At 42.3% G+C, this 12,073-nt stretch carries 15 protein-coding genes and 1 pseudogene; 8 read left to right on the forward strand and 8 right to left on the reverse strand.

Annotated features, from left to right (window positions below):
* Positions 1-16 precede the first annotated feature (16 nt).
* The 4 genes from arsB to HP567_RS19770 all read left to right on the forward strand — a co-directional run bounded on the left by arsB (position 17) and on the right by HP567_RS19770 (position 2,775).
* Positions 17-1,054 (forward strand): ACR3 family arsenite efflux transporter, encoded by a 1,038-nt coding sequence (gene arsB, locus HP567_RS19755; protein ID WP_173607925.1) that lies wholly within the window; start codon positions 17-19, stop codon positions 1,052-1,054.
* 25 nt (positions 1,055-1,079) lie between these two features.
* Entirely contained in the window at positions 1,080-1,490 is a 411-nt protein-coding gene (arsC, locus tag HP567_RS19760) for an arsenate reductase (thioredoxin) (RefSeq protein WP_173607926.1), read from the forward strand.
* A 307-nt stretch (positions 1,491-1,797) separates the two neighbouring features.
* Positions 1,798-2,325 (forward strand): hypothetical protein, encoded by a 528-nt coding sequence (locus tag HP567_RS19765; RefSeq protein WP_173607927.1) that lies wholly within the window; start codon positions 1,798-1,800, stop codon positions 2,323-2,325.
* A gap of 156 nt (positions 2,326-2,481) precedes the next feature.
* Positions 2,482-2,775: a hypothetical protein gene (locus HP567_RS19770; RefSeq protein WP_173607928.1), complete on the forward strand. Its 294-nt coding sequence runs from the start codon at positions 2,482-2,484 to the stop codon at positions 2,773-2,775.
* Between the two features lie 274 nt (positions 2,776-3,049).
* On the opposite strand, the gene HP567_RS19775 is transcribed toward HP567_RS19770, so the two are convergent.
* Both HP567_RS19775 and HP567_RS19780 read right to left on the reverse strand, forming a co-directional pair.
* A complete protein-coding gene (locus tag HP567_RS19775; protein ID WP_173607929.1) occupies positions 3,050-3,310 on the reverse strand; it encodes a helix-turn-helix domain-containing protein in 261 nt (86 codons plus the stop codon).
* 743 nt (positions 3,311-4,053) lie between these two features.
* A complete protein-coding gene (locus HP567_RS19780) occupies positions 4,054-4,641 on the reverse strand; it encodes a YiiX/YebB-like N1pC/P60 family cysteine hydrolase (RefSeq protein WP_173607930.1) in 588 nt (195 codons plus the stop codon).
* A gap of 107 nt (positions 4,642-4,748) precedes the next feature.
* Between HP567_RS19780 and HP567_RS19785 the strand changes: the two genes are divergently transcribed.
* Positions 4,749-5,042 carry a hypothetical protein gene (locus HP567_RS19785; RefSeq protein WP_173607931.1) on the forward strand — a complete coding sequence of 98 codons (294 nt, stop codon included), beginning with the start codon at positions 4,749-4,751 and terminating at the stop codon, positions 5,040-5,042.
* Positions 5,043-5,109: 67 nt separating this feature from the next.
* Here HP567_RS19785 and HP567_RS19790 read toward each other — a convergent pair whose 3' ends face one another.
* The 3 genes from HP567_RS19790 to HP567_RS30040 form a co-directional block, all read right to left on the reverse strand.
* The gene (locus HP567_RS19790; RefSeq protein ID WP_229088085.1) at positions 5,110-5,517 is read right to left on the reverse strand and encodes a YolD-like family protein; all 408 of its coding nucleotides are present in this window, start codon (positions 5,515-5,517) and stop codon (positions 5,110-5,112) included.
* A gap of 317 nt (positions 5,518-5,834) precedes the next feature.
* Positions 5,835-6,008 (reverse strand): sunset domain-containing protein, encoded by a 174-nt coding sequence (locus HP567_RS30120; protein ID WP_441299787.1) that lies wholly within the window; start codon positions 6,006-6,008, stop codon positions 5,835-5,837.
* 134 nt (positions 6,009-6,142) lie between these two features.
* Positions 6,143-6,283, reverse strand: a complete 141-nt coding sequence (locus HP567_RS30040) for a methyltransferase (RefSeq protein WP_370648024.1) — start codon at positions 6,281-6,283, stop codon at positions 6,143-6,145.
* 70 nt (positions 6,284-6,353) lie between these two features.
* Between HP567_RS30040 and HP567_RS19800 the strand changes: the two genes are divergently transcribed.
* From HP567_RS19800 to HP567_RS19810, 3 genes and pseudogenes are all read left to right on the forward strand, one after another.
* On the forward strand, positions 6,354-7,040 hold the full coding sequence (locus tag HP567_RS19800) for an aspartate/glutamate racemase family protein (protein WP_173607933.1): 687 nt from the start codon (positions 6,354-6,356) through the stop codon (positions 7,038-7,040).
* 302 nt (positions 7,041-7,342) lie between these two features.
* Positions 7,343-7,546, forward strand: coding sequence for a helix-turn-helix domain-containing protein (locus HP567_RS19805; RefSeq protein ID WP_173607934.1), 204 nt, complete (start codon positions 7,343-7,345; stop codon positions 7,544-7,546).
* Between the two features lie 52 nt (positions 7,547-7,598).
* A pseudogene (locus HP567_RS19810) lies at positions 7,599-8,722 on the forward strand (tyrosine-type recombinase/integrase).
* Positions 8,723-8,840: 118 nt separating this feature from the next.
* Here the strand turns inward: HP567_RS19810 and glnA are convergent.
* From glnA to HP567_RS19825, 3 genes are all read right to left on the reverse strand, one after another.
* Positions 8,841-10,175 (reverse strand): type I glutamate--ammonia ligase, encoded by a 1,335-nt coding sequence (gene glnA / locus HP567_RS19815; protein WP_047067708.1) that lies wholly within the window; start codon positions 10,173-10,175, stop codon positions 8,841-8,843.
* 35 nt (positions 10,176-10,210) lie between these two features.
* A complete protein-coding gene (locus tag HP567_RS19820; protein WP_015891641.1) occupies positions 10,211-10,621 on the reverse strand; it encodes a MerR family transcriptional regulator in 411 nt (136 codons plus the stop codon).
* 168 nt (positions 10,622-10,789) lie between these two features.
* The gene (locus tag HP567_RS19825) at positions 10,790-12,067 is read right to left on the reverse strand and encodes a methionine gamma-lyase family protein (protein ID WP_173607935.1); all 1,278 of its coding nucleotides are present in this window, start codon (positions 12,065-12,067) and stop codon (positions 10,790-10,792) included.
* Positions 12,068-12,073: the final 6 nt, after the last annotated feature.

Raw genomic sequence — 12,073 nt, forward strand, 5'->3', positions numbered from 1 at the left:
CAAAGTGGGAGGCCCAATGAAACAATTATCATTTTTAGATCGCTTCTTGACCCTTTGGATCTTTCTTGCTATGGCAGTAGGGATTATTATCGGAACTTTCTTTCCTACTTTCACAAATGGATTAAACAGCTTACAAATTGGTACAACATCCATACCGCTTGCCATTGGCTTAATCCTAATGATGTACCCCCCTTTAGCAAAAGTTCGATATGAAGAAATGGGACGTGTCTTTAAAGACCTTAAGGTTCTTGTACTATCCCTTATTCAAAACTGGGTGATAGGCCCGGTTTTGATGTTTTTACTAGCCATCATTTTCTTGCCAGATAAACCAGAATATATGGTTGGGCTGATAATGATTGGGCTGGCACGATGTATCGCTATGGTAATTGTGTGGAATGACCTCGCAAAAGGAGATACAGAATATGTTGCGGGGCTTGTGGCTTTCAATTCTGTGTTTCAGATGCTTTTCTTTTCAGTATATGCCTATGTCTTTGTCACCGTAATTCCGGAATGGCTTGGGATTCAGGGGGCAGTCATTAGCATTACGATGGCGGAAGTGGCAAAATCGGTGTTTATTTACCTGGGTATTCCTTTTCTTGCTGGGATGCTGACACGCTTTACTATTGTAAAAGTGAAAGGCAGACAATGGTACGAGAAAGTGTTCATCCCAAAAATTAGCCCTATGACTCTGATTGCCTTACTCTTTACCATCATTGTCATGTTCTCAACACAAGGAGAAAACATCGTAAGCGTTCCTCTTGATGTTGTTCGCATCGCCATTCCACTTCTTATCTATTTCATCCTCATGTTCTTTATCTCATTCTATATGGGGAAAAAGATTGGCGCAAATTATCCCGTTACTACGACGCTTGCTTTCACAGCAGGCAGTAATAACTTTGAATTAGCTATCGCTGTGGCAGTCGGCGTGTTTGGGATTCAATCAGGCGCCGCCTTTGCAGCCGTCATCGGTCCTCTTGTTGAAGTACCTGTGATGATTGCATTGGTTTATGTAGCTTTATGGTTCAAGCGCAAGTATTTTGCCAGCATTTCCTAATTGAAGCTGAAAAGGTGGGTACATCATGGAAAACAAAAACAAAAAAACAATCTACTTTTTATGTACAGGAAATTCTTGCCGAAGCCAAATGGCAGAAGCATGGGGAAAGAAATACTTGGGCAACAAGTGGAACGTCTTTTCAGCTGGTATTGAAGCCCATGGGGTCAATCCAAATGCCATTCAAGCGATGAAAGAAGTTGGCATAGACATTTCCAGTCAAACATCTGATGTCATTGACCCTGATATATTGAACAATACGGATCTCGTCGTGACATTATGCAGCCATGCAGATTCCGTTTGTCCAGCTACTCCTTCTCATGTAAAACGCGTCCATTGGGGATTTGACGATCCTGCGGGAAAAGAATGGTCTGAGTTTCAACGAGTTCGTGATGAAATCGGCGCTCGCATTAAGAGTTTCAACGAGACCGGAGAATAAATTTAATATTAGAGAGACCATTAAGATTATATTAAGAGCCGAGCTACCTTGCGGCTCTTTTTTCTTTGGCAGGCGAGGCTACCCCTAGACATTACCGAAGCATTAATTGGGCTGTACACCGTCTTGCCTCCGTTCATCTCAATTACCGATGTGTTAAGCTCGAGACTCAATCGCTTCAATTTAGCATCTAGCTCCCCTTGCCTCCTGGAATACCAGGCTCATACCTTCCTCCGCTTGCTACAAGACACACACCTATTCCGACCTAATAACATACCATACAAAAAATATGACTTAGGAAGGAACTAACATGATATTTCATGAATATTCCCTGCCTCATTATTGGGCTCGCTCTGTTAACCACCCCATTTATCGTGACGAAAATTCCTTTACGCAAACTCCAATTTTAATCCATCTTTCCTCACCCCCGGATCAAGGGGCAAAGTATTTCTCTAGCTTTATTTCAGCAGCATATTGGCAACGTCTCGGTATCCAAACCACTATGTTTTTTAATGGAGAGGGGGTAAATGGCTTGGTGAAAGGAAGGCTTGTTAAAATGATCGGTAGTCCTAATACCGAACAAACTGTCACTCAACAATTAGGCATGGAAATTCCACAATTTCTTTACGGTGACAATCCAAAGAATATATTAGAATGGGCCCTAACATTTGTTCGTTTCGGTGGTCGTGTAGCCTATTGTGGAACAACCAATACATGGGTAGGGAATGCAATGGACTGGGAAGACAGATCTAATATGGAACGATTTGCAATCCCCTTAAATCTCCATCAGGTTGCCAGCCTTTTATCGAACCAGGAAATGAAGTATATAGCCTTTTAAGTTATATATTACACAACGTTGTTTCTAAGCCGTTTCGGTAACGAAAACGGCTATTTGCGTTTCTTCATTAAACATTTTGTAAAGCGATTGAGCTCGTTTTCTTTCCTCCTAAAGTTTCGGATGGTACTATTTGGTCCATAAAGGAGGGTTGATACGATGCTAAAGAATTGGTTCTCCATTGGAGGTTTATTGGTTGGTCTTAGTGGATCATTGATGTCATTAATTGTTTGCTATGACTATATTTTTTGTGAGTCCTTTAAAGGTCTCGACTTCTTGCTATTTTTGCTGATCTTGCTTCCTGCCATTTGCGCTTTAGTTACGTCCTTTGTAGCCGCACCGTTAATCTTGGTACCTTTTATTTGGTCGTTACCGTTCAGTACTTATCTGTGTATTGCATCAGATGTAGAAAAATCCCTCGCACCTACAGGCACAAGGGGTTTCGCTTATTAGTAAGCAGTCATGTATTGCTCGCGCTCCCAGTCATGAACGCGTGTGCGCAACATATTCTTGGCTTTCAATCAGTTTTAAAACTCCATGAAACCGCATAATATCAACAGTTTTACCTACTGCTGTTTCAAATGACATCAAATGATTTCATGATTTTGTGGGTGAATTGTGGGTGCGTTTGTGGGTGGGCTATACATATAGAAATGCCCGATATAATGCTGAATTGGCCCTCCAAAATTGGAGGGCTTTTGTCTTCATTTAGTATTTGTTTTCTCTATCATGCAAGCTTGTTAACAGGATCGCGAACCCCTCCAGCTTCCATCCAATCATTTAATTTACTGAGTTGAAAGCGAAGTGCTGGTTTTCGTGAACTTAATGATCCGAGTCGAGATGCTGGTAATGTACCTTCACGTACCATAACGTAGATCGTGTCAGAAGAAATATTCAGGTATTTGGCTGCTTCGTTAACAGTTAACCACTTTTCAATCGTAGGCTCGCCTCTCGTCTCCATCCTTTCTAGTAATCTCGGTATCAACATCCTTACCAGCCTATCATCCTCTAATAGTTGAAGAAGTATTACTTCGAAAATATCTACGGATTTGTTCAATTATATTCACCTTTTAAAATTATTTAACTGACCTTATCAGCAGTTTAGACAAGGACTCTAAAGATTATTCAAGCCCTCATTCGCGAAAAAATGGACACTCCCACATTTCATGGAAGAGCGAAACGGAATCAGTCATTAGGGAGTGCCCAGGCGTTTGTTGTTGAATTGGCACTTGCAGACCATTCTTTTCGGGAGAGGTTGAAACGGTACATGATCGCCAGTGGAAAGCATTTCGTATATACTTCTGATTACTTGGACAGGTACTAATTTTACAAACTATTTGTTGCTCGGCATATAAGTAGGTTACAATATACACAATTAGTAAATTAAGGGAGATAAGATGATGTTTAAACAGTTGGAGGAAATGACAAGGAACTTAGAAATAGAGAATCGCCACCTCCGCAAAATCTTCGACCAGGTAGATGAACGTGACAACACTTCCCGGAGAACTGTTGCCATCATAAGCTATGACAAACTTATCATGTGCCAGAGCCATTATGTAAAGGACGATCAGATAGAGACATTCGACAAAGTTCATTTAGATATCGCGGAATTTAAAAGTATTTTAGCCAAGATGCTTGTGTAAGAAAACAACCCGTCTCCCTTTTAAAGAGGCGGGTTGTTTTTATGCAGCTAGAATAAAGTCTACTTAATGTCAATTGTCAGTAATTTAATTACCAGTTTCCAGTTCCCTCAACTTCACGAGTGTCGTCAAGATCTAAAATAGCGTAAGGTTCGAATAACTGTGTGCTGTTCGGTCTTTTATTCCCTAAATTAACGTCTGCTCCGTAGTAATAGGCTTGCCAGACTATTTTCGAGCAATAGGTGCGGGTAAATCCACTTAATTTAACTGCTAAATCGTACTTTGCATCTGAATATTCCTCTGCATATGTTCTAGCCCATTCACCAGCTTTTTTTGCATCTCGGCTACTAGTATATCGAATTACTTTCACGCTATTATCATAGCGTTTAAAAAATCTGGAAAGGGATATCTCTTCTGGATTCTCACCGATTCCTCCTATATGCACGACAGTTAAATTATCAGTTACAATTGCAGCATGTCCTGTCAATCCTTTGGATGAGGTAGAGTTAGAAACTAACATATCACCTGGCTTTGCTTTAGTGTATGTACCGGGGTAAAAGACACCTGGATCATCGGCTAGCGGTTTCGCTTCGGCCGCAAAACTAACAGATGTACATAAAGTAAAAATCATAATAAAGAGAAGCAGGATAGTCGAACTTTTCTTGGTAAAAACTTCCATCTCTCCCTTAAATAGTATTTTATTATTTTTACCATAAAATGACATTACTTTCAATATATTTGGTATATAATAATAACTAGCACCCCATATTTAGGAGAGTGAACAAAATGACCCTGCTTAAAAAGTTTAGTTTTTGGCTAACTTTGGTCAGTATTTTGATTTGCCTTTTCGATTTTTTAGGGAATGATGAAAAACACATCTTGCTTTCGATAACAAATCCTATCCTCAATGAAATTGTTTATATCGAACCATTCAAACATTGGATAATTGAAGTACATCAGGATGCTAATAGTACCATTCTTCCTACTGGGTATTTACTGCACGTCATTACTTACTTCTTGTTTGGACTGTTAATTGACTTAGCACTTACATTTAGAAAAAAACAACTTCAAAACAATTAAAAAAAACAAAGGGGATGTGTCTAAACAACATGCCTCCTTTGTTTTTTAAATGCCCATTTATTTACAATCACTTCACTACACTGACGAGGTTCTTTACATCGATCCAATCTGCTGCCCAATCGCTCACCAGTTTGAATTGTTTGCGTCTTGCGTCAATCTCACGCACTACCCCCCATGCTTCCTCTATCATTCCAAGCTCGCCTTTTTTCGGTACGAACCATTTCACGGTGATGGCGTAGTCGTATTGCGTGCTGTCATAGATGCGAAAACACATCTCCCCGAAATCATCGTCGTCGACTTCCGGGCGCTTAATTAGGTTGCGCTCTTCGTTGTGTTTGAGAAGCTCCGTTCTGTGTTCTGGCAACACCATCCGCATTGATGCAAACAAGTTATCGATTTTCTTCGCCATTGTTATCGTTCCTTTCGCTCCCACGATGTAATTACTTCGATGTTGTCGGGTTCCGATCTCTTCCACTCAATGTATTCCTCTTTTGCAAGGACCTCTAAAATTTCCAATATGCCACCGCGAGTTCGACCTGTCTTAATACACAGTTAGTCTACTGTTGGAGTTCTGCGCCTCCCTGCCGAATAGTTGCCGATCACTCTTAATACCTTCCGCTCGATGTCAGACAAGGCCAAAGTAACCACCCCGAAGAAACTAGAACGTTTGTTTGTATTATATGCGAACAAAACAAGAACACGCATGTAGCTTATAAACTCATCTATATGTTTAGCTAGACATGTACTAATGAAAACCCGTTTCCTTTTAATGTGGAGACGGGTTGTTTACCACTACGTTTTTGCCTTCCGATATCCTGCAGCCTGTGCTTCCGCTTCTGTACAGAACAATTCAATGTTTGCAGTAGTTTTTTCGTAGGACATCCCGCCGAGAACATGGTAAGTGGGCCTTGTGAAAGGCTGATCGTCTTGGGAAGTCTCCTGGATTCGAGTCTCAGTTGGCCACAGCTTCTACGATCGAAACATAGCAACCGGTATCGATGACGCGATAAAACCGTAAATCAGCCCCAGCCAGCAATCGGCGGAATTCCTCTTCCGTACGTTCTCGACCTCTTCGTAGATCGCCATGCAAAGGACATCCATTAATTTAGTGGCGTATCTCCTGGAGGGAGAACTGGGTCCATGATGAGCACCCGACCGCCAGGAGCCATCGCCTCCCAACAACGTCGCAAGATTTGAGTTGCCTGCTCGTCGGGCCAGTTATGCATGATGTACTTAAGCACATAGAAGGAAATTGGATACTTATGTTAAAGTTATAGAGAAGATGGTGACATTATTTTAGGAGGTACAACTATGATTGGAATATTAGCAGGAATGGGTCCAAAATCTACTGGGCCATTTGTAGATAAAGTTGTAGACCAGTGCCAAAAGATATATGGAGCAATAAATGACATTGATTTCCCTCACATGATGATTTATTCATGTCCAACGCCTTTCTACATTGATAAACCTCTCAACCATACGGACATGGAAATGGCAATTATTAATGGGGCTCGCAGACTTGAAAAAACAGATGTTGATTTTATTGCCATCCCATGTAATACGGCACATATCTATTTTAACCAAATAAACAACTCAGTTTCAGTTCCCATATTAAACATGATTGATGAAACAATAAGGGAAATACCAAAAAACTCAAAAAAGGTAGCTCTTTTAGCCACCAATCCAACGGTTCAGTCTGGAATATTTCAAGATGCTTTAGTAAGAGAAGGTTACGATTTTTCACATCAAGATCGTTGGCAAACCTGCGTGAATCAAATAATAGCAAAGATTAAACAAGGTCAAATCGATGAGTCCCTTCTATTATGGGATGAATTCTATTCAGAATTAGCTGAAACGATTGATACCGCTATCATTGCATGTACAGATTTAAATGTTGTTACAGATAAAAAATCCAATGATATTGCCTTTATTGATTCATCAACTTGTCTCGCTCAAGCCGTTGTACATAAATATTTATCATTAATGGACAGAGGTTAATCTTTCTTATTAGATGAAAGTTTTTAGTTCATGGTCTCCGTTCGGCCCTAAATCAAACCACTGTGGGAACACAAATGAAGTAGCCATAACAGGAATAGCCGGTAATCCTTAGCGTACAGGATACCGGCCCTTTTTTGATCAAACGGGGCTTAGTCCGCATTTTGTTGGCGGTACCCCTTGCAGTTAAACATATTATTATCCATAACTTGCTAGTCGTCAATAACTTTGTTTGTGAACGCGAACATAAATTTACTTAGTAAAACTTTTGTTTTATAATACATCTAATAAGGAGGTGCATTTATATGGCTTTTAGTTACAAGCCTCTATGGAAACTTATGATCGAGAGAGAAATAAAAAAAGGGGAGTTACGGGAGTTTCTATCAGGGGCAACAGTAGCAAAAATGGGAAAAGACGAGTTTGTAGCTATGGATGTTTTGGACAAGATATGCAATCACTTAAATTGCCGCATTGAAGACATCATTGAACACATTCCTGACAACAAATAAAACGCACCCAGCTGGATGCGCTTTTTTGAATTCGATTAAAGGAGTTGATTACATGGCAAGTTTCAGAAAGTTCGAGGGAAAGTGGGAATATCGATTTCGGTATAAAGACCCCTTTACACAGAAACACAAAGAAAAGTCCAAACGTGGCTTCGCAACTAAAAAGGAAGCACAGCTAGCAGCAGCCGAACACCAAAAGAGACTACTAGAACAATATGAACAAGGCGATAGAATTATTTAACGGTCTGGCTTGAGGAATATAAAAAGGAGACTGTACGCAAAAACACTTACGAATTGCACAGAAGAAATATCGAAAACCATATTCTCCCACACTTTAAAAACATCATGCTTAGAGACGTAAAACCTATTATGTATCAAGAATTTTTAAACCAACTTACAGAGAATAACTACAGCAAACGATCTGTAGAAATCGTCCACACAACTATGAATAACGCTATGGAAAAAGCAGTAACATTAGCTAAAATCGAAAAAAACCCGTGCTTAGGGGTTACAATCAAAGGTCAGTCCCAAAATGATGGTATTAAATTTATGGAATCAAATGATATCCCAAAATTTTTACAGGCAACCCGCCAATACGATTACATCTACTGGATATTCTTCAAAGTATTAATTGAAACAGGTATGCGAAAAGGTGAAGCAGCTGCTTTACAGTGGACAGACATAGACTTTAAAAAATATACGATTAGCATTAATAAGACTCTCGACTTCGGAGCAAAAAATAAAAACGAGCTTTTTGGTGATACTAAGACATTTAACTCGAATAGAACAATCAAAATTAGTCAATCACTAGTCAATGATCTGAAGCATCACTTATCCTACCAGAACCAAAACAAATTAGGATTCGGGGAACTCTACCACCATGATCTAAATCTAGTATTGTGCAGGAAAGATGGAAACTTTATACCAAAATCCTCTCTGTTTAACGCATTTTCACGAACGTTAAAAAAAGTGAACATTCCCTCAATGCCTATCCACTCATTAAGACATACACATGCAGTCTTGCTCATGGAAACCGGTGCAGATATGAAATACATCCAGGAGCGTCTAGGTCATGGCAGCATGCAAATTACCGCAGATGTGTATGCCCATATTTCTAAAAAAATCGAAAGCGACAACATGAGAAAATTTGAAGACCATATGGAGAAAATTTATGAGTAATTTGTGGGTGATTTGTGGGTGCGTTTGTGGGTGCGTTTGTGGGTGAAACGATTTTTACAGCCGCACCCACCAAATAGAAAAAACCCCTCGCACCTACAGGCACAAGGGGTTTCGCTTATTAGTAAGCAGTCATGTATTGCTCGCGCTCCCAATCGTGAACGCGTGTGCGGAACATATCCCACTCAATTTCTTTCGCTTCAATAAAGTGTACCAATGCATGCTCGCCCAATGCTTCACAAATCACCGGATCTGCTTTCAGGCACTCGATTGCTTCCTTCAAAGTAGCAGGCAAGTTCTCGATTCCGTTTGCTTCGCGGTCTTGCTCGGTCATCACGTAGATGTTGCGATCGATAGCAGGTGGTGGTGTAAGCTTGTTTTTGATTCCGTCCAAACCAGCTTTCAGCATCACTGCCAACGCCAAGTATGGGTTCGTTGCAGGGTCTGGGCTGCGCACTTCAATACGCGTGCTCAAACCTCTGGAAGCAGGGATACGGATCAATGGAGAGCGGTTTTTCGCAGACCACGCTACGTAGCAAGGAGCCTCGTAACCAGGAACCAAACGCTTGTAGGAGTTTACGAGCGGGTTCGTGATCGCAGTAAAGCTGCGCGCATGTTGCAAAATACCTGCCAGGTAATGCTTCGCTGTTTGGCTCAGTCCCATTACATCGGACTCGTCATAGAAAGCATTTTCTTTCCCACGGAACAGCGATTGGTTCGCGTGCATACCGGAACCAGCTACACCGTACAGCGGTTTTGGCATGAAGGTCGCATGCAGACCATGCTTTTGCGCGATGGTTTTAACAACCAGTTTGAACGTCAAGATTTGGTCAGCGGCTTGGAGTGCATTTGCATACTTGAAGTCGATTTCGTGTTGACCAGGAGCTACCTCGTGGTGAGATGCTTCCACTTCAAAGCCCATTTTTTCCAGCGTCAATACGATATCACGGCGGCAGTTTTCACCGGAGTCGAGTGGAGCAAAGTCGAAGTATCCGCCTTGGTCGTTCAAATCCAGCGTAGGCTCACCTTTTGCGTCCAGCTTGAACAGGAAAAACTCAGGCTCTGGACCTACGTTGAAAGCTGTGAAGCCCATTTCTTCGGCTTCTTTCAAGGCACGCTTCAGGATGTAGCGCGGGTCTCCTTCGAACGGAGAGCCATCTGGCATGTGGATATCACAGATCAGACGTGCAATTTTACCAAACTCATTGCCCCATGGGAATACAACCCATGTATCCAGATCAGGCACCAGGTACATGTCGGACTCCTCGATGCGAACGAAGCCTTCGATGGAAGAACCATCAAACATCATTTTGCCATCGAGTGCTTTTGGCAATTGGGACAGCGGGATTTCTACGTTTTTAATGATCCCCATCAGGTCGGTAAACTGCAGTCGAATATACCTTACGTCCTCTTCTTTGGCCATGCGCATGATGTCTTCTCTTGTAAACTTGCTCACATTTCTCTCCTCCAGTCTCTATTTCGGCTTTCTATCTAGTGGAAGAAGCGGGAAAGCTCTCCACGTATCAATGCACCCTCGCCATGGCGAGTGGCATCGCGATACATAATCTGCTGCCTTAGGAGCTGATGCAGCTCTTTGTCGGACATGTCCTTGCGTTTCTCTTCGGACGTGGTGGTAATCTCTGTTTGTTCCATAGCAGGCTCTTGCATTTGCAGGACTTGCTTGATCCCTGCAATATTCAGTCCTTTTTCAATCAGAGCCTTGATCTCCAACAAGCGATCTACGTCGTTGAAAGAAAAGAGCCTCTGCTTCCCTTCTGTGCGGGCGGGCTGAATCAGGTCGTTTTGTTCGTAATAACGGATTTGCCTCGCAGTGAGATCCGTCAGTTTCATGACGATCCCAATGGGAAAGAGGGCCATATTCCGGCGAAGGTCATCACTCATGACTTGTCCCTCCTGTTTCGTATTTCTTAGTCTTATTCTATTTTATAACAAAATCCCTGTCAATAGATGTTAGATAATATTACATAGAAAGTTATGTACAGTTTTTTTACATAAAAAACGACATCCCCCATCATCCAGAGAATGCCGTCCATTCCTTGCACTTTTATCCTATTCACCCGGTATTTCGAGTAAGCCTTTTTCCAGCATCCCATTCAACGCTGTCAAAATCCCCACTTTTACGTGCGAGTACGTCAAACCGCCTTGAACGAAGCCCAAGTAAGGTGGACGAATCGGACCATCTGCCGAGAATTCGATACTCGCCCCTTGAATAAACGTACCGGCTGCCATAATCACAGGATCAGCGTATCCAGGCATTTCGCTTGGATACGGAGTAACGTGTGAATCGACTGGTGCTGCTTTTTGTATCCCTTGGCAAAACGTGATCAGTCGTTCAGCACTGCCGAATTCCACGGATTGAATCAGGTCGGTTCGCGGCTCATGCCACAGTGGATTTGTTTTGAAGCCCAAACGCTCCAGCATTGCCGAAGAGAATACCGCTCCCTTGAGAGCTTCTCCCACGACATGTGGAGCCAAGAAAAAGCCTTGGAACATCTCCAGTAGCGAGTAGAGCGATGCGCCCCCCTCTGCGCCAATTCCCGGTGCTGCCATCCGATACGAAGCAAGCTGAACCAAATCCTCGCGTCCTACTATATAACCGCCTGTTTTGACCAAGCCGCCACCCGGGTTTTTGATGAGAGAGCCAGCCATGATGTCTGCACCTACGTGCAATGGCTCCTGCTCCTCCGTGAACTCTCCGTAGCAGTTGTCTACAAATACGATCAGATCAGGCTTGATTTCTTTTACAACCCGAATCATCTCTTGGATTTTCGCGATGGTGAAAGAAGGACGGTCTGCATAGCCTCGCGAACGTTGAATCCCAATGACCTTCGTATTAGGCGTAATCGCTTGTGCAACTGCCACAAAATCAATTTCTCCTTCTGGCGTCAAAGGCACGTAGCTATAACCGATGCCGTAATCCTTGAGCGAACCTTGCCCTTCGCCGCGCACACCTACTACCTCTTCAAGCGTATCGTACGGTTTGCCCGTAATATAGAGAAGATCGTCGCCCGGACGAAGAATGCCAAACAAAGAAATCGCAATCGCATGTGTACCCGAGATGATATGGTTGCGCACCAAAGCCGCTTCTCCACCGAATACTTCGGCGTAAATCGATTCTAACGTTGCCCGTCCAGAATCATCGTAGCCATATCCTGTGGATGTTGAAAAATGAAATTCATTGACCTCGTGCTTTTGGAAGGAACGCAATACTTTCAGTTGATTCGTATCCACCAAAGCGGAAATTTGACGATGTCTCTCTGAGATCGTCGCTTCCACCTCCATCACGAGGGGACGAAGCTTTTCTCCATGGGAAAAATATGAAAACATCTGTTA

Origin of the sequence: Brevibacillus sp. M2.1A (genome assembly GCF_013284355.2) — a bacterium.
Classification (GTDB): Bacteria; Bacillota; Bacilli; order Brevibacillales; family Brevibacillaceae; genus Brevibacillus.